This window comes from Alishewanella longhuensis (genome assembly GCF_014653435.1).
Lineage (GTDB): Bacteria > Pseudomonadota > Gammaproteobacteria > Enterobacterales > Alteromonadaceae > Alishewanella > Alishewanella longhuensis.
Genome location: NZ_BNAO01000001.1, coordinates 133535 through 152840 on the forward strand (window position 1 = coordinate 133535; position 19306 = coordinate 152840).

Sequence of the window (19306 nt, forward strand, 5' to 3'; positions counted from 1 at the left end):
TAAAACACAGATGGCGACTATTTATGAGGTATCGGAATTGGCTGGTGTATCGCTGGCAACGGTATCCAGAGTGATCAATAACAATACGCCGGTACGCGAATCCACCCGCAAAAAGGTGTTGGCGGCCATGGAGCAACTAGGCTACCGGCCGAATAGTATTGCCCAATCGTTAGCTTCAAATCGCTCAAATAGTATTGGTATTTTGGTGTCTGAGCTGCATGGTCCTTTTTACGGTGAAATGCTTACCGGTATCGAAGCGGAGTTTCGGGCAGCGGGCAAGCATGTGATTATCACGGCAGGTCACAGTGACCTGGCAACCGAGCAAGAAGGTATCGAATTTTTAAAAAGCCGTAATTGTGATGCGCTGATTTTGCACGTAGAGGCGGTGTCTGATCAGTATTTAATTGAACTTGCTGCGGCAGAAACGCCTTTTGTGTTATTAAACCGGCATATACCGGCGATTGCCGAGCGTTGTATTAGTTTAAATAATGAGCTTGGCGGCTATCTTGCGACGCAGCATTTATTGCAGCAAGGGCATCGGCAAATTGCTTATATTGCCGGTCCTATGTGGAAAACCGATGCTAAGGCACGTTATCAGGGGCACCAGCGCGCACTGGCTGAATATCAGCTGCAAGCTAATCCTAAGTTATTTTTTGAAGGTGACTTTCGGGAAACTGGCGGCAGTGACGGACTAAGCGCCTTGCTTGCGACCAAACTACCCTTTACTGCTGTTGTTTGTGCCAACGATGAAATGGCCTCTGGTGCGCTAACTGCAGCCCGCGAGCAGGGCTTGGCTGTGCCAGATCATTTCTCGGTAGTGGGTTTTGATAATGTTAATTTTGCTTATTACACCTATCCTAAGCTTTCTACCATCGATTACCCGATCAGTGCTATGGGCAAAATGGCCGCGCGCTGGGTGCTACGCGAGGTGTACCAATGCAACAATATCAAGGTGCAGCAATTGTTTGAGCCGCATTTAATTGTGCGCGATTCGGTTGTCGCCAGTAACCTTTAGAGCTTACTCATCGCTTAGCTGCAGCAGCAGGATATTACCCTGTGTTTCGTTGCGGCGAACAAAGTAAATGCCGTGGGCGCTAACACTAAAATGATGCACAAAGTCACGGCTAATCGGCAGCAGCAGTTCGGCGGGCTCCTTGGTTAGCGGATAGCGCCAAATACCCGACTGCGGTTGAAAATAATAAATAGCCTCATTAACCAGCTGCCAATTTAACCAATTGATGATGTCGAAATCGGCGAGCAACAATTGCTCTTGGCCTGATGTCAGGTCTTTTTGCCATAAGCCAGCTTGATGGTAGCGGCTGTAATACAATTGATTGTTGTGCACTATGCCACTGTATCCACCGTTGCTTGTCAGTTGCTCTAAAGCCGTACTAACAAGATCATAGCGCCATAATTGCCAATCGCCGCTACGATCGCTGCTAAAGATCAGGCTATTGCTATGTAAATTCACCACATTGGCTTTGGCGGAACTTGGCAGTATTTGCTGTAAGTTAGCATCGGGTAGCGTGACCTGATACACAGCGCCGTCCTGGCTAAAAACCAGACTTTGCTGATCACTGTCCAGACTTAAGCGGGTAAAGGTGCTGCTTACCGGGAGCTCAGTGAGCATCTTTGGCTGGCTAATAGGTTGTTGTTGCCAAATTTGATAGTGGCCAGAACGGTTACTCAGAAAGAACAGCTGCTGCTCATCTAAACTCACCCGAGGCATTGAATTGATGCCTTGCCCGCGCACCACTGGCTCTGTGATACCACTGGTATTGTCGTAGCGCCAGATCGTGGTATTTAGCTGTTGTTCGGCGATAAATAAATGCTGGTCCCGCACAGCGAATGAATTAATGCTGTGTGTGGCTTGATACAACGGCTGTAAGGTTGCACTGGGCAGATGGTATTGATACAACATCTTGTCACTGCTAAGCAACAGCAGATCGTCCCTTACCCAAAGCATATGACTGACGTTAAAGGGCAGTTGTTGTGTGATGGTAGCCTGCCAATGCGGCCCTTGTAAAAGACTGAGTTCGGTATGATGCTGATTGATATAGCGCAGTTGTGCTACACGGGGTGACGTATCTGCTAGCAGGCTAAACGGTGCAGCCGCCAATAATAGCTCACCAGGCAGATTATCGGTCGCAGGCGCGGTAAGCTGTTGTTGCTGCCCGGTAGCAATGCTATAGCGGTATAAGGCATAAGGCTGGGTTTTGTCGCGGCGTTGCCGGTAGTAAAAGCCACTATTATCTGCCAGCCAGCTTGCTTGAAAGGCACTATCTGCCGGGCAAGCAAATAACGCCTGCTGCTGGTTAGTCCTCAGGTTTAGGTGTTGAATCTGGCAGCTGTTTTCTTTATAGACTGCGAACACAACCTGAGAGCCATCGTGGCTGAGTTGTCCACCTCTGTGTTGCTGAGGTTCCTGTGTTAAAGGGGTTGGTTGGCCGTCCGCTAATAGCCAGAGCTGACTAAAATTATTAGTATCCAGATGATGAAACAACAAAGCCTCTGCGCTGTTACTGATCCCAAACTCGGCCCCGGCTAAATGCGTAATCGCCGCTGGCGCTGAGTGAATCTTTAGCCAGTTTGGGCTGGCGCGAGTCGCATGCCAGCCCAGTAGAACGGCTACCATAAGTAATCCGGCTAAGATAGGTAAGGTGTAGCTGCGACTGCGGGCGCTGTTGCGGCCGGTGTCTGGGAGTGCGCTCAGGACACAAACCTTAGCGGCTAAACGGTAGCCAACTTTCGGTAGGGTTTCTATATAATGTTCTGTGGTATCCAGGCTGGCAAAGCCTTTACGGAGTAACGAGATCACCCGGTTAATGGCGCCTTCGCCAACGACCCGACCTTGCCATACTTCAGCAATAAGTTGTTCGCGGCTTACCTGCTGCTGTTCGCTTGTGAGTAACAGCTGCAATAAGGCAAAGAGTTTGGGTTCCAGATAAAAGCGTTGCTCACCACAGCGCAACTCTCTGCGGCTGCAGTCAAAAATCACTGCCCCTATACGCCAATATTTTACCTCGGTATTGCTCATTAACACGGGTCCCTGTGCGCTTTACGCTGATCGTAAGCTTTTCATCATATAAAAATCAGCTTAGCTGCTGTTGTCTGTTCAGGCCGCTACCTATGCTGGTAACCGACTTAATGAAGTGGAGGTTACTATGCAATATTTTTATCGGTTGTGCATCTGGTTTACATGCCTGCCGTTAGTATTCATCTTAAGCAACTGTGGTAGCAGCAGTGACAATAATTATCAGGAGCACCACGATAATCCAAGGGGTGAGGTGCCGGTTGGTACTCAGGTAAAACTGGGAACGCGCAGCTATTTACTGGCATTACCGAAAGATTTTCAAAGCGAACGAACCTACAAATTATTATTGGTGTTTCATGGCTCAGGCGGCGACAGCGCAGGCATGCAGCAGTTAGCGGCTTTTGAAACACTGTCGAGCGACTATATTGTGGCCTATCCGCAATCTGAGCAGGTGGAATGGAATGAAGGATGTGATTGTAATATCGCCCATCGACTTGGCGCCGATGATTTAGGTTTTGTCGACCAGGTTATTGCCGATATTGCCCTTCGCTATAGGTTAATGCCGGGGGAAGTTTATGCGGCTGGGTTTTCGCAGGGGGCGCTGTTTAGCCAAAATTTAGCCTGTAATCGCAGCGAGGTTTTTAAAGCGGTGGCAGTGGTGGCGGCACCGATGTCGGTTCAGCTGGCAGCCAGTTGTAAGCCCACTCAACCCGTTTCTATTATGATGGCGATGGGCAAGCAGGATAATGTTTTACCCTATAACGGCTATGATCATGCTAATTTTGGTTTAATTTCCGCAGAAGCTGCCATCGCTTTATTTGCTCGTTTAAATAAAAGTCCGGCCTTACCCATTCGTAAAACCCTGGCAGAAGGTCAGGTAGAGCTGACCGCTTATAGTAACGGTGCACAAAAAGCCGAGCTTTATGCAATTACTCAGGGTGGACACTTTTGGAGCTTTAAGGCCTTTGATAGCTCAAAAGAGATCCTGAGTTTTTTTGCTGGTTTAACTGAGCCTACCTTACCGGTTGGCTCGGCCAGAGTGAGGGTGGAGCAGCAGGCATTTCACGTGCGCTCTATGGGGCAACAACATAATGGCCCTGCTATCATCTTAATGGCTGGACCCAACACTAACTATCATAGTGACAGTGCCTGGTTTGCCTTATTGCAGCCGTTGCTAGCGAAACACCATCGCGTGCATGTGATTGACAGGTTAAGCAATGGCTGGAGTGACAGCATCGAAACGCCTTCTTACCGGCGCTTTGCCCATGATCTGGCCGCTGTGTTGCAGCAGTTGCAGGAGCAGCAAGTGATACTGGTAGCATTTTCCAGTGCCAGCATCAGCGCCCGATTATTTTATGAAGACTATGCCAACGCCTTTGATATTAAGGCGATGCTCTGGATCGATCCCGACATTCCGCTGCCACATTCGCTAAGCTTGTATAAAGGGTATCCGGCAGATTGGTATCAGGCCAATTTGCCGGCCTTATTACCGCATTTAGCCAATGGCGGCTGGACTGAGCGGACCTTAGCCAAGCTGCAGCTGGAGCGGGAGCAGGTGCAGCAATTAGTGCCGGCACAGTATCAGTCGCTGATGGATTGGTCCTATTTTGATCTTGCTAGTCAGCAACGTTTACTTACGGGACACCAGCAAGGGCGGGCCAGAGAAATTGCCAGTTATGCGGCCGATTTAGACGCCTATGCCCAGTTAGCGTGGCTAACAGCAATTCCGGTATCGGTAATTGATACCGATTTTGAAAAAGCCGATATTGCTGCAGATCCAGAAAACGCTGAAAGCCTGTTGTTATGGCTGCAAGAAGGTAGCGAATGGAGTCGGTTGCAGGCTGAATTGTCGCATGGCCAGTATATAGCACTACAGGATGCCGACCATTTGTTGATGTTCCAGCAGCCAGAACAAATAAAACGGGCACTCGATACCCTATTGCAGCAGTTGCAACTGCCCTAAATTGGCTTAGTGGTTGGCTGCTGCGCCGGGCAGCAGCCAAGGCTTAAGGTTAACTGGCGTTCGGTTTGTAACGTGCTAACCAATGTGCATAAGGTGCCGGTAGTACCCAGGCTGCTTCAGGTTTTTGCAGCTGCTGCGCTGCCTGATAACTCCAATGCGGGTTAGCTAAATGCGCCCGGCCTATCATCACTAAATCCATCTGACCGCTGGCCACCGCATTTTCGGCCAGTTGCGGAGTATCTATGCCCCAGGAGGAGGCGACCGGTAACTCGGCTTGCTGTTTTATTTGCTGGGCGATTGGGCCTAAAAATGCAGGGCCCCAGGGAATAGTGGTTTCGGCGATAGTAAAGCCGACGCTAACATTTAGCATATCCAGCCCCAACGCTTTCATTTGCCGTGTTAGCTCAATCGACTCTTGCAGCGTTTGCTCGTCGTTGCCGTCAAATTCAATCACACCAAAACGTGCCGTTAACGGCAGATGTTCTGGCCATACTGCACGTACTGCAGCAAGTGTTTCTAAGATAAAGCGGCTACGACCTGCAAGGTCACCGCCGTATTCGTCCGTACGTTGGTTACTATGTTTGGAGAAGAAGCTTTGCGCCAAGTAGCCATGGGCAAAGTGTAATTCTAACCATTCAAAGCCAGCGGCCAGAGCCCGTTTTGCTGCGGCGACATAAGCGGCTTGCACGCGCTTGATATCGGCAATGGTCATGGCCTCTGGCACTTTGGGTAAATGATGGCCAAAGGCAATTGCCGAAGGCGCGATGGTTTGCCAGCCACGGCTATCGTCAGCGGCAATATGATCATCGCCTTCCCAGGGTTTATTGGCACTGGCCTTACGGCCAGCATGGGCGAGCTGAATGCCCGGTACACTGCCCGCGTCTTTAATGGCTTTGGCAATGGCTGCCATGCCGGCTTGCTGCTCGTCTTGCCATAGACCGGTACAGCCCGGGGTAATGCGTCCTTCCGCGGCAACGCCGGTAGCTTCAACAATGACTAAACCAGCACCGCCACGCGCTAATGCGGTGTAGTGCGCTAAATGCCAGTCGGTAGTAAAGCCATCAACGGCGCTGTACTGGCACATGGGAGGAATGGCAATGCGGTTACGCAGAGTCACGCTTTTTAAATTAAAGGGGCTAAATAAGGCGCTCATAGTATTTCCTGTTAGAACAGCGGCGGGCATTGTCAGCCCAGAGATATAAATAGTGCGGCAATTCTAGAGCAGGCCAAGTATAATAAGAATACATATAAACTTATGTGATCTATAAATTATCATTATGATTAATTTAAATTGGCTGCAAAGCTTACAAGCCATTGCACACACCGGCAGCTTTACCCGGGCGGCAGCGCAATTAGGATTAACGCAAGCTGCGGTAAGTCAGCATATCCGACAGTTAGAAGATAACTATGGCGGCGTGGTACTACGCACGGCGCGGCCACTTACCCTAACACCAACTGGCCAACTATTATTGCGCTACGCCGATGAAATTACCGCCGCGAATGAATGCTTGCAGCAGCGCCTGCAAGCTAATGACAGCTTAAAGGGCGATGTCGGTTTAGTGACGCCAGGTAGCAGTGGTTTGTTGTTATACGCGCATTTACTGGCGCTGCAAGTACGCCAACCTGGACTTATTATCCGCCATCGCTTTGCGCCAGGGGCCGAAGTGCAGCAAGCGGTACTGGATAATAGCTACCACTTGGGGCTGTTAACCTTTAAACCAGACGATCCGCGATTACATGCAGAAGAAATTGCCGAAGAGCCTCTAGAGTTGGTTTACCCGGCTGGCAGCCGTATTTCCAGCTGGCAAGACTTACAACAACTTGGGTTTATCAACCATCCCGACGGTAAAGCCATGGCAACCCGGCTGTTAAGCCGGCATTTTCCGGGTAACCCGGGGGTGGCAACCTTACCCTGCAAAGGCTATAGCAATCAGGTGAGTTTGCTATTGCAGCCGGTGGCACTTGGTCTGGGCTTTACCGTGGTGCCACGCTATGCGCGGCAGGCTTTTGCTGCGCAGCAGCAAATTGCTGTATTGCAATGTGGCCAGCCGGTAATAGATAAATTATGGGCAATTTATCGCGCTGAATGGCCACTAAACGCGCGTTGTCGTTTGGTACTAGAGCAAATCCGTGCAACCCTTAACCAAGCCGCTGCCAGTCAAACTCGCTAAAACAGCGAATTTTATAATCGGCAATGGCAAACTTGCTATGCTGCCATTCATGCTCTGCCGGTATCGCGACCACCGTCATACCGGCGGCTTTGGCGGCAGTAACGCCAGCAAAGGAATCTTCAAATACCAGGCAATGCTCAGGTTTCACGCCCAGTTTGCTGGCTGCCAGCAGATAGATTTCGGGATCTGGTTTACCTTTACTCACCAATTCTATGTGGCATCGTGACTGAAAATAATCCGTAATATTTAGCCGTGCTAAGGTCGTCTCCAGCAAGACTTTAGGGGAGTTAGTCGCTACAGCAATCTTTAATTGCTGCTTGGCGATACTCTCCAACAAAGCCAATAAACCGATTTTCGGCTCGCCATGGGCAGCGACGCCACTGGCTACAAAATCGATAATGGCGTGATGCACTTGCTCGGTGCTGGGGCCTGGCCAGGGTTGATGCTGATACCAGTGGGCAATCACTGCTGCAGTGGTTAAGCCGGTGCTTTGTAGCAACGGCGGTTTGTTAAAGTCGATGCCCAGACCGCCGAGGATATGTTGCTCGGCTTGATGCCATAGGGGTTCCGAGTCAATTAAAACGCCATCCATATCAAAAATAACCGCTTGAAACACCGTTACACTCCTAAAAATTAACATTGTTGCAGCAAAAGGAACTAAAGCAGGCTAAGCTAGGTCTATCACCCAAGGCGCTAAAGCTTGTAGCCTGACCTTACTTGGGTATAGGCACCATATAGGAAAATTGTGAAAAGGAGAATTGCATATGCGGTTAAAGCACTGGGTTTTTATGTTGGGGCTCGGCTTCAGCCTGCCCGCTATGGCAGAGTGTAGTTTTAGATTAGCCGATGGTAAATTACTGCGCTGCGGGATGGCGGGTATCGAGGTGTTAGACCGCCTTGGCCAACCCTTGTTAAAAGAGCAGTTAACGCTGGGCGTGAGTACCAACAGTGTGGAGCGCGGCCAAAGTGTTGAAGTGTGGTCTTACAAAACGAAAGCGGATATGGGCGGCGATTTTTTGCTGAGCATTGAATTTACCGATGGTAAAGTCAGCAATATTAGCCGCAAGCAGCAAGACCGGCTTTAAAGCCAACCTTTTTGTTTCGCAATGCGTGCCGCATCAATACGGTTAGCGGCATTTAGCTTGCTAATGGCTTCCGATAAATAGTTACGAGCCGTCCCCTCTGCAATATAGAGGGCGCTGGCTATCTCGCCGGTGCTTTTGCCCTCTGCTGCCAAACGTAAAGCCTGCCGCTCTTTTTCGGTTAACGGATCTTGCTGGCCCAATGAGTTTAATAACAGTTCACTGTCGACCACTTTTTTTCCGGCCATTACCTGCTGCATCGCCTGCACCAGCTGCGCTACCGGTGCATCTTTTAATAAAAAACCGCCAACACCGGCGTCCATTGCCCGTTTTACATAGCCAGCGCGGCCAAAGGTGGTTATTACCACCACCTTAGTGGGCAGTTTCTGTTGCTGTACATATTGCACCAGTTCAATACCGCTGGCGCCGGGCATTTCAATATCGGTTAGCAGTAAATCAAAGCTGTGCTGTTTTAACTGCTGTAAGGCCACTGTGCCATCGGCCGCTTCTGTTACCTTTATATCCGCCTCTAAACGCAGCAGTGCGGCCAGCGCGGTGCGCACCATGGCCTGATCTTCGGCCAGTAAAATATTCATAACGGCTCCGTTAGCGGTAAAGCAATTGTGGCGGTAAAGCCTTGGTCTTGTTGAACGGTTAAATGTGCACCAATGGCCGAGAGCCGCTCGCGCAGGCCTGTCAAACCATTGCCTTCCTTAAATTCTGTTGCCTTGCCGTTGTCGGTTAATTCCAGTTGCACGAGCTGGTCGCTGCTCATAAAACGCAACTGACAGCTATCGCCCTGGCTATGGCGCATAATATTGGTTACCAGCTCGGTCAAGGCTAAAATTAATGTGGTTTCACGGCGGCTATCCAGTTGTGGGATCTCACCGCTAAGCTCTACCTGAAAACCGGCATCGCGTAAGCGCGACAGTAATTTAGCCACTTCTGCGATTAAGCCCTGATGTTTAAACCCCGAGACGCTCTGTCGCACCTGACTTAAGGCATTGCGGGCAATGGTACTGAGTTCCGTCAGTTGCTGCTGTGCTGCCGCTGTTTGCTGGCGTGCCAGCAGTTTTTCTGCTAAATCAGCCTTTAAGATGATGCTCGATAAGGTATGGCCTAAAATATCATGCAAATCACGGCCTATGCGTTCGCGTTCTACCATGGCTGCTAATTGCTTAATTTCATCGGCACTTTGTCGCTGGCTTAAGCGTTTCAGCATGGTTTGCTGTTCAACCCAACCTAAAAAACTGACGCCGAGCACAATCGGAATACCAATATGTAGGAAATGTGGCCAGTGAATCGTCAGGACAGCGTTCAGGGCAACTAAGAGTGTGACTAAGCCAAGCACCTTCGGCAGGTAGCGTTTTAAGGGATTGGCATAACCGATAAAAAAACCGGCGTAAGAAAACATGGCAATAGAACCGGGATTAATCGGCGTGATCAGGCTGGCTATCGTAATAATACCAAGGATGGGCTTAGACATTTGCTGGCGGCTGCAGCTATAGGCCCAGAAATAGCAGTAAAGAAAGCCAATAAGTGCCAGCGCCATTAACAGATATTGCCACCAGATAAACTTAACCGTAAACAGCGGGATAACATAGAACACCAGGTTAAACAAATACACCCAACTGAGTTTCTTTTGCAACTGATCATCTTGTTGTGTCATATGCGTGTTCCCACCTTTATTACTCATTCCTGCGGTTTAGCTCAAAAGCTTAACCCAAAGACGGATGTCATTTTCTGCAGGTTAAGCCGCAAAACTCAAGGGCGCAGTGTAGCCATTTTTCGGTTGAAAGCGAAAGTGACAAAGGTCATCTTTTCTGGTGGCGATTGTCACCGCATTTTGCTGACAAGCGTTACCTGTGCTCTTGCCGTTCCTCTCCTAAACTGGTCGTCATCAGCTTGTAATGACAAGTCTAAATTAAACAACCTCACTGGAGCATCTTATGAACATGTCTAAAATCTTAAAACACCGCAAAACCTCCACGAAAATGACCGCCTGTGCCTTATTACTGCAACTGGGTTTGAGCAGCGCGACCTTAAGTTTCCCAACTTTTGCGGTTGCCGTAGCTAGCGAACAGCAACAACACGCCTGCGCCTGTTTTGAGGTTACTGTAGTAGGCCAAGGCCCAGCAGTAATACTGATCCCTGGCTTAGCGTCTTCAGCAGATGTCTGGCAAAGTACAGTAGATGCGCTAAAAGACAACTACCAGCTGCATATCTTCACGCTAGCGGGTTTTGCTGGTGTACAACCCCTTTCTGCTGAAAAATGGGGCCGGAGCTATTTACTTACTCAGCAGCAGGCGATTTTAGATTACATCCTGCGCCAACAATTAACTAAACCGATAGTGGTAGGCCATTCTTTAGGTGGTTATCTGGCTTTAGCCTTAGCGGCAAGTGCACCAGAACAAATTGGCGGCGCCATTAATGTCGACGGCTTACCGGCCCTGGGTGTGCTGTTTGCAGAAAATGCTGCCCGTAACACCGGAACACAACAAGCGGCGCCCGCTAGTTTTGACCCGATGCTGATGGCCAAAGGCATGGCAAACAATGAAAGCTGGCATCAGCGTATTGTCAACGACATGTTCCGCTCCGATGGTATGACCTCTGGCCGTGTCATGGGCGAATTGATGCAAGCTGACTTAAGACCACAATTGGCGAATCTTCGCGTGCCGGTACTGACGCTGGGCGCCTTGCAACATGGCGCACCATACAGCACGCAGGCTGAAGTGCAGGCCAATTATGAAAAGCAATTAGCCAATGCACCGGCACAGTTCCATAGCTTTGCCTTCACCGCTGATTCTAAACACTTTATTATGGCGGATGCCCCTGAGTGGCTGAACCAACAGATCAGTCAGTTCCTACACACTAACTTTGTTCGTGGGGAGTAATAATGATGTTCGCACTTGCAGTTAACGGTTTATATAAAGCCTATGCAGCGAACGCGGTGCTGGCTGGCGTGGATCTCACGCTGGCAGCCGGTGAGGTACTCTGTGTGCTAGGCCCCAATGGCGCCGGTAAAACCACCTTAATCTCTGCTCTGTTAGGTTTGGTCAACGCAGATAGCGGAGAGATTTGGTTTTTTGGCGAACAGCAACAAGGCGCCACGCGTAGCCTGGCTTTACGCTTGCAGCTGGGGGTGATGATGCAAATCGGTAGCTTAAGTGCCAACCTGAGTGTGTATGAACAGTGCGATCTGTTTAGTAGCTATTATGCACAAGGTTATAGCGCGGCCGAATTGGTGCAACTGGCGGGGCTAGCAGAGCATGCGAAACAACGCTTTGGTCGCTTATCAGGCGGGGAGAAACAGCGTTTATTATTTGCTTTAGCCTTAGCAGGCAAACCGCGCTTAATCTTTTTGGATGAGCCGACCTTAGGTATGGATGTGGAGGCACGTCAGGCACTATGGCAGCAGGTTAAACAGCTTAGGCAGCAAGGCGTCGCTGTGGTATTAACCACTCACTATTTGGAAGAAGCCGAGCAATTAGCCGATCGCATTGCGGTGTTGCATCAGGGGCGAATTGTGGCCAAGGGTAGCCCAGACGAGTTAAAAGCTTTAATGCAGTACAAAGTGGTGCGCTGTCGCAGCTGCTTAACGGATGCCGAGCTGACGGCTTTGCCAGCTGTATTGCACCTTAGCCGTGAGCAACAACTGATCACCTTGCAAACCCGCCATGCTGAGCAAACAGTGCGCGCTTTATTGCATGCAGATCAGCAGGCTACCGATTTAGAAGTACGGCCCGTTGCCTTAGAGCAAGCCTTTTTACACCTTACCCAAAACCCTAATACGCAACAGGAGCAAGCCGCATGAATACCGCTGTTATTTATCGAAAAGAAGCTTGGTACGATCTGCTGAGTATCTTGCGCACACCTGGTTTTGTCATTCCCTCGTTGGCCTTTCCCGTGGTGTTTTATGTATTTTTCGGTGTGATGTTTAACAGCGGTGGTGCCAGCGCCTATATGTTGGTGACCTATGGCTGCTTTGGCATTATGGGTCCGGCAATGTTTAATTTCGCCATGAATATTGCCAGTGACCGCGCTCACGGCTGGCTAACCTTAAAGCGCCTGTCGCCAATGCCGGTCCTGGCCTATTTATTGGCAAAATTTACGACAGCCTTGGTATTTTCGCTGGTGATTGTTGCGCTGCTGTTTACCATTGCCGCGGTGTTTGCCGAGGTGCGGTTAGATCTTTGGCAATGGGTACTACTGGCTGTGGTGTTACTACTGGGTACCTTACCCTTTGCGCTCGTTGGTCTGATCTTGGGCTTAACACTCAGTGATAAAGCGGCACCTGCGGTGGTGAATCTGGTGTATTTGCCGATGGCGCTGTTATCCGGCTTATGGTTGCCCATCCATATGCTGCCTTCGCTGCTGCAGCAAGCCAGCTGGATTTGGCCCAGTTATCATTTGTCGCAAGTAGGATTAAAAGTGATCGGCATGGATCAGGGGCATGCGCTCTCGATTCATCTGTTACTGCTTACCCTCAGTAGCATACTGCTGGCGATGGTCGCAGTTTGGTCATTTAAACGCCTGACTGGAGAAAATGCGTAATTCTCATTATATACAGGCATCTAAAGTAATCAGGTGTCTCAGTGAGTGATGCTGAAAAACAAAACTAATAAAACCAGAACAGTCATCCAGGGTAAAGGTGACAACCACCAGCTTAAACCCTGGATACTGGCTTTTCGGGCGTTTTGCCGTAAACGTACCTTTGTCGGAAAAAAATGCCTGATTTGTGGGCCTGGCAGCAGATAAACTGCGATGCCCAGAAGCATCAGATACCAGCCAAACCTTGCAAAGTCAGCTGAAAGAGCCACAATTAAGCCGCCAATAGCAGAGAGTATCAGCCCCGTGATGATTTCTCTTTTAGTGGGTAACATCATCTTAATTTATACTCAAACCCTGCTTCGGCTTCACTATCGTGAAACGGCGTTACCCGTGTTTTCTTGTTAAGTAAGCTGTTCACCAATGAGTTCGGGAACACTTCGATACCATTGTTAAAGTCTTCGACATTTTGGTTAAAAATGCGGATGGCGGCGCCGATATTTTCTTGCTGCTCGGCAATTTCCCGCATTAGGTTATTAAAAATTTCAGAGGCTTTTAACTCTGGGTAGGCTTCTACGGCAATCGTGAGGCCTTGCATCAGTTTTTGGGTGCTACCCTCTACTTGTTGTAAGGCAGCGGTGTCGATTGTGCCGGGTTGTAAGCGGGCTAAACCCGAGCGCAGTTCGGCTATACTGCTTTGTAAGCCCATTTCATGCTGTTTAAATTGCTCGGTAACCTGCTCCAGATGCGGGATCATCTTATTTTTTTGCCGCTCTTGGGTAATCACGTTGGCCCAGCCGCGCTCTACTGCGTTCATGCGGGTAATAATGCCGTTATAAATCATTACCACCACAACCAGTATTAAGGCGGCTAACCCTAATAAAATACCTAATTCCATCTGTTACTCCTTGTTTTTGTAAGCGTTGCTATCTGAGTTGTTATCTTGCTAAAAATTGCTATCCGAATGCCGTAGCAATTGATGCACGGTATTGAGCAGCTGCTGTAATTTCGGTAATGCTGTGGGTTGCTCAATACTTTGCCGGAAAAGCGCCAGTTGATCCAGCCCATAAGCCGGCTGGCTATCCAACACGTTTTTGTCAGCAAAGCTGATACAAAGCTCGCCCTGCTCACTAAACGCCAGATTAAGCTGCTTTAAGGCAGCAGCTTGCTCTTCCAGCGCAATGATAATGGCTGGCTTTAAAAAGCGGGCGGCTTGCATGGTGTCGGCTGCGCGCACCTGAAAAAGTTTATTAAAGCGGCCCGAATCACTGCTATAACGTTCGCCCTTAATGCCCTCGGCGGCAAAGGCAGTAATAAACAGGTTGCGGCAATAAGCAAAGGGTAGAATTAAACCATAGCGATCGAAATGATCGTACACCACCCGGGTAGTCACTTGCCCTTTGCTATTGGTCGAGACTTCGGTGCGCCGGTTTACATAATGAAAATGCCAATAATGATACGCAAAGCTATGCTCGGAGCCGGTAAATTGGCCCTGAATAAGCTGTTTAAACTCACGTTTATAGTTACCCCGTTTAAACTCGGCAAATTGCTGTAGCCAGTGAGCGGTTGGCGGCCAATCGGCTTTTTTTAATAAGGTTAACTGATTATCCAGTAAGGCATTTTGCCAATAAAGTTGCTTGGTAAACTTGTTAAGTTGATGAATGTGATGCAAGGCAATAAGCAGCGGGATTAGGCTAATCAATGCCATTGCCGCTGCGATATAATACAGCAGAGTGTCTGCATGCAGCTGATAGGTTAAAACGGCTACCAGTATGCTTAGCAGCAAGCCAGCACTGCACAGGTACCAGCGCTGTTTATAGTGGTAACGAATAGGCTGTGGCAAGAGTGCCAGCTTATCTAATAGCCGCAGCAGCTCAGCTTTATTGCCGATCTGAGGCAGCTGCTGGTTAAATTGCGCTATCGCCTCGGCTAAGGCGCTGTTGGGGTTTTTTGTGGCCATAAGCGTCCTTGTTTACCCAAAGACATTACCTTAACAGCTTGTTTTAATTCAGCAACCTTTTTTGATCATGCCCTGCTTACCAAGGCAATTCGCTGCCATTGCTATGATAAAACTTACCGCTGCGGCTGGCGTCTAGCTCACTAATACGCTGGATAATCCGGCTGGCGGCTTCATCTGGGCTAATATCACCAGCAAAACCGACCATCTGCGTTTGCACAAAACCTGGGTGGTAAATGCCCACATGGATATTCCGCGGTGCTACATCGCGGGCCAATGATACGCTACCGGCATTAAGTGCTGCTTTAGCCATCCGGTAACCATAGTAGGCGCCCGACCCGTTATCGCTGATTGAACCCATACGGCTGGTAATCATGGCTATTTTCGCGCCCTCTTTTAACGCGGGTAACAGTGCCTGACTTAGGGCGAGCGGTGCTAGCGCATCGACCTGAAACTGCAGCTGAATACGGGCAAGATCAAAATCAGCCAGTGTTTCATTGCTAAAAATACCGGCATTGTTAATAAGTACATCAATGCTCTTTGCCGAGAAGGTGCTGGCAAGCTGCTGAATTTGCGCAAGATCGCTCAGCTCAACACCGCTATGCACTGTGGCATCAGTTTGCGCTAGCTCGGCAGAAGTATTGCGGCACAACACCGTGACCTGATTGCCCATAGCTAATTGCTGCTGCACCAGTGCCAAGCCAATGCCTTTGTTGCCGCCGGTAATTACAATATGCTGCATGCTATAGCTCCAAAACGTATTTAAAAAGGTAGGATTAATGGATATCCGGCTGCCCTGATAGAAATTCAAGGGCAAGCGGTGAATTTGACGCTGCTGCAGTGCTTAGTTACAGTGCTATGACAAAGCGGCAGAATAATAACAATCACTATGCAAACCGCAAAACCTAGCTATGTATTAAGTATCGATTTTGGCACCCAAAGTGTGCGCGCTATTATTTTTGATGGTAGCGGTACCCTTATAGCCAAAGGCCAGCAGCGGCTGCCTGCCTATCACTCGGCAGAGCCAGGTTATGCCGAATTGCCCGCAGAGGTATACTGGCAAGCCCTGATGCAAGCTTGTACCAGCTTATGGCAACAAAGCCCTATTGCCGCAGACGCGATCAGCGCGGTGACGCTCACTACCCAGCGCGGCACCGTTTTTTGCTTGGATAAGCACAAAAAACCACTCAGGCCAGCTATTATCTGGCTGGATCAGCGTGAAGCTACAGTGCTGCCGGGTTTAGGCCGCTGGCGCCACCTATTTAGGGTAGTGGGTGTTACCGCTATTGTTGAACGCTTTCAGCGCCGCGCCCCATCAAATTGGTTGGCAGAATATGAACCGCAGCGGTGGCGGGATACTGCACATTATATGTTGCTCTCTGGCTATCTGACCTTACAACTGACCGGTGAGCTGGTAGATTGCAGCGCTGCGCAGGTGGGGTATTTGCCTTTTGATTTTCAACAGCAGCGATGGGCGAGCAAGGTAAGCTGGAAATGGCGGGCGTTATCGCTCACACCCACACAGCTTTTACCCTTAAAACCACCCGGGGCTGAGCTTGGCAAAATCACGGCACAGGCTGCGTTAGCACTGGGGTTACCAGCGGGGCTACCACTTATTGCTGCGGGTTCAGATAAGGCCTGTGAGGTGCTGGGCTCTGGCGGGTTAACGCCGCAAACCGGCTGTATGAGCTATGGTACAACCGCCACCATTAGTACCGCTAACCGGCGTTATATCGAGCCAAGCCCTTGGCTGCCAGCTTACCCCGCGGCGCAGCCCGGTTTTTATAATACGGAAGTGATGATTTATCGCGGTTTTTGGTTGGTAAGCTGGTTTAAAGAGCAGTTTGGTTTGCAGGAGCAGCAAGAAGCTGCTTTGCTGGGTATTGCCCCAGAGCAATTGTTTGATGAACTGTTAAAAGCGGTGCCGCCTGGCAGTATGGGATTAATGCTACAACCCTATTGGTCACCCGGTATTCGAGAACCTGGGCCCGAAGCTAAGGGCGCCATGATTGGCTTTGGTGATGTGCACCAGCGCGCTCATGTCTACCGGGCGTTAATTGAGGGCTTGGCTTATGCCCTGCAAGAAGGGCGGCAGCGGTTAGAGCGGCGCAATGGAATAAAAATGCAGCGCCTACGGGTATCGGGTGGCGGTGCCCAAAGCGCGCAGATTCTGCAGCTTACCGCTAATGTGTTTAATCTGCCGGTCGAGCGGCCACATACCAGCGAAACCTCTGCCCTAGGCGCGGCAATTAGTGCCATGGTGGGTTTAGGGCGTTTTGCCAACTATGCCGAGGCGTTGGCCGCCATGAGTCATCCCGGCGAACGTTTTCTGCCAGAGCCTGCTGTTGCTGCTCAGTATCAGCGTTTATATCGCGAGGTATACTTAAAGATGTACCGGCAGTTAAAGCCGCTGTACCAAAAAATTCGGGAGATCACCGGTTATCCGCGTTAATCGGCAAACGCATCAGCGGGGCATTGAGTGCCGAAAACTGCCAGACAAGGCGGCCATTCTGGTTATACTTGGCAGGAAAACCAACAGGAGTGCCGCATGCCCTGCCAGCCGTTAACAGCAGAAATAACGCCAGACATTTATCAACGCGCACGCTTAAGTCGCGATGCACGCTTTGATGGTCGTTTTTTTGTGGCAGTTACCAGCACCGGCATTTTTTGTCGTAATATTTGCCCGGCACCTGCCCCGAAAGAGCAAAATGTGCAGTATTACCCTTCAGCCGTCAGTGCGCTGGCCGCAGGTTTTCGCCCTTGCTTACGCTGCCGACCAGATAGCGCGCCGGGTTCCCCCGCCTGGCGAGGCACTGATGCGACGGTAAAACGTGCGTTAAGCTTGATCGAGCAGGGGGCGTTACAGCAAGCTGGCTTGCCGCAATTAGCTGCGCGGTTGGGGGTGTCCGAGCGCTACTTACGCCAGTTATTTAGCGCAGAACTAGGCATAGCGCCAAAACGCTATGCGCTATTACAACAACTATTGCTGGCGAAACAATTATTACAAAGCAGCGCCTTGCCCATTAGCAGTGTGGCGCTGGCTAGCGGTTTTCAAAGCATTCGCAGCTTTAATGCGCAGTGTAAAACGGTGTTAAAGCTCACTCCCGGCGAGATCCGTAAGCGACAACAGGCACCGTCATCTGCCATTGAGCTGTACCTTTGCTACCGGCCACCTTATGCCTGGCAGCCACTGCGGGATTTTTTACGGCAACGGCAAATACCTGAATTAGAATGGAGTGGTGAGGATTACTATGGTCGCACCTTTCGTTATCAGCAGGCGGTAGGCACCTTTACGTTGTACCATCAGCCGCAGCAGTATCGTTTTCGGCTCGAACTGCAACTTGATAAGCTCGCTATGCTACAGCCGGTATTACAAAATATTCGCCGTATTTTCGACTTGGATGTGGATATCACTCAGGTTGAGCAAGATTTAGCGCCGCAGCTTGCGCAACTAAGCAGTACGGTGACCGGGCTGCGCTTACCCGGGCTCTGGGATCCGTTTGAAGCGGGTGTCAGGGCTATTCTTGGGCAGCAGGTTACGGTTAGAGCCGCACATCAGCTAGTGCAGCAACTGGTGCAGCAATTAGGCGATCAGGTTGCCGGACAGCGCTTGTTTCCTACACCGCAGGCTATTGCCGACAGTGAGCTGACGTTTTTAAAGATGCCGCAGGCACGGCGCGATACCTTGCGCGGTTTTAGCCGGCATATGCAGCATAGTAAGGCGTTGGAGGATATTAGCGCCTGGCAAGCCTTAAAAGGCATAGGTCCCTGGACCTGTCAGTACGCCCGTATGCGCGGCCTGAGTGATCCTGATATTTGGCTGGCGGGTGATGCCGGCGTGAAAAATGCGTTAAAGCACGGGGCTATCAGTTTTAGCGCAGAGGCTGGCCGACCGTGGCGCAGCTATTTAACTTTGCAGCTGTGGCAGTTATTGGCCGCTACGGCTAAGCCAACGGCGCCGCAGACAAGCGCTGCTCAAAGCAATTTACTGGAGAATCACTGATGCTTTATTACGATTACCTGGCCAGTCCACTGGGATTAGTTGAAGTGACCGCCTCTGAGCAGGGGGTGGTCGCTGTCACTTTTTGCGATATGCCGCGCCAGCCAGTGCAGCCACAGCGACTTGTACAGGAAGCAAAACGACAACTTATCGCTTATTTTGCGCAAGAGCTTAGCGAATTCGACTTACCACTGGCCGCTACGGGTACGGTATTTCAGCAGCAGGTTTGGCAGGCATTAACCACAGTCCCTTATGGTCAAACTGCCAGTTATGGGGATATTGCTAAAGCCATTAATAACCCTAAGGGTGTTCGGGCGGTAGGGCTGGCCAATGGCAAAAATCCGATTGCGATTATTGTGCCGTGCCATCGAATTATTGGGGCGAATGGTACCCTAACCGGTTATGCGGGGGGGCTGGATAAAAAAGCCTGGTTGCTGGCGCATGAAGGGGCTGCGTTTCGTTAGTAATGGTGTAGTGCTTTAACCTCACTCGCGTTGTGATACGCGAATGAGGTTATAGTGTATTTTTTGCGGTTAAAGCGTTCTGCTACT

The 19306-nt window shown here is 50.1% G+C and carries 18 protein-coding genes; 10 read left to right on the forward strand and 8 right to left on the reverse strand.

The window, feature by feature from the left end; genetic code table 11:
* Positions 1-10: 10 nt before the first annotated feature.
* Positions 11-1015: a LacI family DNA-binding transcriptional regulator gene (locus IE163_RS00555; protein WP_189429180.1), complete on the forward strand. Its 1005-nt coding sequence runs from the start codon at positions 11-13 to the stop codon at positions 1013-1015.
* Between the two features lie 3 nt (positions 1016-1018).
* Here the strand turns inward: IE163_RS00555 and IE163_RS00560 are convergent, their stop codons facing one another.
* Positions 1019-3037 carry a winged helix-turn-helix domain-containing protein gene (locus tag IE163_RS00560; RefSeq protein ID WP_189429181.1) on the reverse strand — a complete coding sequence of 673 codons (2019 nt, stop codon included), beginning with the start codon at positions 3035-3037 and terminating at the stop codon, positions 1019-1021.
* Between the two features lie 127 nt (positions 3038-3164).
* On the opposite strand from IE163_RS00560, the gene IE163_RS00565 reads away from it, so the two are divergent.
* Positions 3165-4997: an alpha/beta hydrolase gene (locus tag IE163_RS00565; RefSeq protein WP_189429182.1), complete on the forward strand. Its 1833-nt coding sequence runs from the start codon at positions 3165-3167 to the stop codon at positions 4995-4997.
* Between the two features lie 49 nt (positions 4998-5046).
* Here the strand turns inward: IE163_RS00565 and IE163_RS00570 are convergent, their stop codons facing one another.
* Positions 5047-6150 (reverse strand): NADH:flavin oxidoreductase/NADH oxidase, encoded by a 1104-nt coding sequence (locus tag IE163_RS00570; RefSeq protein WP_189429183.1) that lies wholly within the window; start codon positions 6148-6150, stop codon positions 5047-5049.
* A 124-nt stretch (positions 6151-6274) separates the two neighbouring features.
* Here IE163_RS00570 and IE163_RS00575 point away from each other — a divergent pair, with 124 nt between their 5' ends.
* Positions 6275-7168, forward strand: a complete 894-nt coding sequence (locus IE163_RS00575; RefSeq protein ID WP_189429184.1) for a LysR family transcriptional regulator — start codon at positions 6275-6277, stop codon at positions 7166-7168.
* On the opposite strand, the gene hxpB is transcribed toward IE163_RS00575, so the two are convergent.
* The gene (gene hxpB, locus IE163_RS00580; RefSeq protein ID WP_189429185.1) at positions 7137-7784 is read right to left on the reverse strand and encodes a hexitol phosphatase HxpB; all 648 of its coding nucleotides are present in this window, start codon (positions 7782-7784) and stop codon (positions 7137-7139) included. The genes IE163_RS00575 and hxpB overlap by 32 nt on opposite strands.
* Positions 7785-7932: 148 nt before the next feature.
* Here hxpB and IE163_RS00585 point away from each other — a divergent pair, with 148 nt between their 5' ends.
* Positions 7933-8253 (forward strand): DUF2845 domain-containing protein, encoded by a 321-nt coding sequence (locus tag IE163_RS00585; protein WP_189429186.1) that lies wholly within the window; start codon positions 7933-7935, stop codon positions 8251-8253.
* Here the strand turns inward: IE163_RS00585 and IE163_RS00590 are convergent.
* Positions 8250-8846, reverse strand: a complete 597-nt coding sequence (locus tag IE163_RS00590) for a response regulator transcription factor (protein WP_189429187.1) — start codon at positions 8844-8846, stop codon at positions 8250-8252. The genes IE163_RS00585 and IE163_RS00590 overlap by 4 nt on opposite strands.
* Positions 8843-9919 (reverse strand): sensor histidine kinase, encoded by a 1077-nt coding sequence (locus IE163_RS00595; RefSeq protein WP_189429188.1) that lies wholly within the window; start codon positions 9917-9919, stop codon positions 8843-8845. Before IE163_RS00595 ends, IE163_RS00590 begins: the two co-directional genes overlap by 4 nt.
* Positions 9920-10199: 280 nt before the next feature.
* Here IE163_RS00595 and IE163_RS00600 point away from each other — a divergent pair, with 280 nt between their 5' ends.
* Genes IE163_RS00600 through IE163_RS00610 form a run of 3 tightly spaced genes read left to right on the forward strand, consistent with a single transcriptional unit; the run spans position 10200 to position 12804 of the window.
* The gene (locus tag IE163_RS00600) at positions 10200-11144 is read left to right on the forward strand and encodes an alpha/beta fold hydrolase (protein ID WP_189429189.1); all 945 of its coding nucleotides are present in this window, start codon (positions 10200-10202) and stop codon (positions 11142-11144) included.
* A 2-nt stretch (positions 11145-11146) separates the two neighbouring features.
* Complete coding sequence (locus IE163_RS00605; protein WP_229833379.1) at positions 11147-12064, forward strand: ABC transporter ATP-binding protein; 918 nt, start codon at positions 11147-11149, stop codon at positions 12062-12064.
* On the forward strand, positions 12061-12804 hold the full coding sequence (locus tag IE163_RS00610) for an ABC transporter permease (RefSeq protein WP_189429190.1): 744 nt from the start codon (positions 12061-12063) through the stop codon (positions 12802-12804). Before IE163_RS00605 ends, IE163_RS00610 begins: the two co-directional genes overlap by 4 nt.
* A gap of 328 nt (positions 12805-13132) precedes the next feature.
* Here IE163_RS00610 and IE163_RS00615 read toward each other — a convergent pair whose 3' ends face one another.
* The 3 genes from IE163_RS00615 to IE163_RS00625 form a co-directional block, all read right to left on the reverse strand.
* Positions 13133-13696, reverse strand: coding sequence for a LemA family protein (locus tag IE163_RS00615; RefSeq protein WP_189429191.1), 564 nt, complete (start codon positions 13694-13696; stop codon positions 13133-13135).
* 48 nt (positions 13697-13744) lie between these two features.
* Positions 13745-14758, reverse strand: coding sequence for a DUF3137 domain-containing protein (locus tag IE163_RS00620; RefSeq protein ID WP_189429192.1), 1014 nt, complete (start codon positions 14756-14758; stop codon positions 13745-13747).
* A gap of 76 nt (positions 14759-14834) precedes the next feature.
* Positions 14835-15497 carry an SDR family oxidoreductase gene (locus tag IE163_RS00625; RefSeq protein WP_189429193.1) on the reverse strand — a complete coding sequence of 221 codons (663 nt, stop codon included), beginning with the start codon at positions 15495-15497 and terminating at the stop codon, positions 14835-14837.
* Positions 15498-15644: 147 nt separating this feature from the next.
* Here IE163_RS00625 and IE163_RS00630 point away from each other — a divergent pair, with 147 nt between their 5' ends.
* The 3 genes from IE163_RS00630 (at position 15645) to IE163_RS00640 (ending at position 19219) form a co-directional block, all read left to right on the forward strand.
* The gene (locus IE163_RS00630) at positions 15645-17207 is read left to right on the forward strand and encodes an FGGY-family carbohydrate kinase (RefSeq protein WP_189429194.1); all 1563 of its coding nucleotides are present in this window, start codon (positions 15645-15647) and stop codon (positions 17205-17207) included.
* Between the two features lie 96 nt (positions 17208-17303).
* The gene (locus IE163_RS00635; protein WP_189429195.1) at positions 17304-18758 is read left to right on the forward strand and encodes a DNA-3-methyladenine glycosylase 2 family protein; all 1455 of its coding nucleotides are present in this window, start codon (positions 17304-17306) and stop codon (positions 18756-18758) included.
* Positions 18758-19219 (forward strand): methylated-DNA--[protein]-cysteine S-methyltransferase, encoded by a 462-nt coding sequence (locus IE163_RS00640; RefSeq protein WP_189429196.1) that lies wholly within the window; start codon positions 18758-18760, stop codon positions 19217-19219. Before IE163_RS00635 ends, IE163_RS00640 begins: the two co-directional genes overlap by 1 nt.
* Positions 19220-19306: the final 87 nt, after the last annotated feature.

Excerpts from the sequence above, each read along its gene's own strand:
- IE163_RS00555 (WP_189429180.1), top strand. The coding sequence starts at position 11 with ATGGCGACTATTTATGAGGTATCGGAATTGGCTGGTGTATCGCTGGCA.
- IE163_RS00560 (WP_189429181.1), bottom strand. The coding sequence starts at position 3,037 with ATGAGCAATACCGAGGTAAAATATTGGCGTATAGGGGCAGTGATTTTT.
- IE163_RS00565 (WP_189429182.1), top strand. The coding sequence starts at position 3,165 with ATGCAATATTTTTATCGGTTGTGCATCTGGTTTACATGCCTGCCGTTA.
- IE163_RS00570 (WP_189429183.1), bottom strand. The coding sequence starts at position 6,150 with ATGAGCGCCTTATTTAGCCCCTTTAATTTAAAAAGCGTGACTCTGCGT.
- IE163_RS00575 (WP_189429184.1), top strand. The coding sequence starts at position 6,275 with ATGATTAATTTAAATTGGCTGCAAAGCTTACAAGCCATTGCACACACC.
- IE163_RS00585 (WP_189429186.1), top strand. The coding sequence starts at position 7,933 with ATGCGGTTAAAGCACTGGGTTTTTATGTTGGGGCTCGGCTTCAGCCTG.
- IE163_RS00590 (WP_189429187.1), bottom strand. The coding sequence starts at position 8,846 with ATGAATATTTTACTGGCCGAAGATCAGGCCATGGTGCGCACCGCGCTG.
- IE163_RS00595 (WP_189429188.1), bottom strand. The coding sequence starts at position 9,919 with ATGACACAACAAGATGATCAGTTGCAAAAGAAACTCAGTTGGGTGTAT.
- IE163_RS00600 (WP_189429189.1), top strand. The coding sequence starts at position 10,200 with ATGAACATGTCTAAAATCTTAAAACACCGCAAAACCTCCACGAAAATG.
- IE163_RS00605 (WP_229833379.1), top strand. The coding sequence starts at position 11,147 with ATGATGTTCGCACTTGCAGTTAACGGTTTATATAAAGCCTATGCAGCG.
- IE163_RS00610 (WP_189429190.1), top strand. The coding sequence starts at position 12,061 with ATGAATACCGCTGTTATTTATCGAAAAGAAGCTTGGTACGATCTGCTG.
- IE163_RS00615 (WP_189429191.1), bottom strand. The coding sequence starts at position 13,696 with ATGGAATTAGGTATTTTATTAGGGTTAGCCGCCTTAATACTGGTTGTG.
- IE163_RS00620 (WP_189429192.1), bottom strand. The coding sequence starts at position 14,758 with ATGGCCACAAAAAACCCCAACAGCGCCTTAGCCGAGGCGATAGCGCAA.
- IE163_RS00625 (WP_189429193.1), bottom strand. The coding sequence starts at position 15,497 with ATGCAGCATATTGTAATTACCGGCGGCAACAAAGGCATTGGCTTGGCA.
- IE163_RS00630 (WP_189429194.1), top strand. The coding sequence starts at position 15,645 with ATGCAAACCGCAAAACCTAGCTATGTATTAAGTATCGATTTTGGCACC.
- IE163_RS00635 (WP_189429195.1), top strand. The coding sequence starts at position 17,304 with ATGCCCTGCCAGCCGTTAACAGCAGAAATAACGCCAGACATTTATCAA.
- IE163_RS00640 (WP_189429196.1), top strand. The coding sequence starts at position 18,758 with ATGCTTTATTACGATTACCTGGCCAGTCCACTGGGATTAGTTGAAGTG.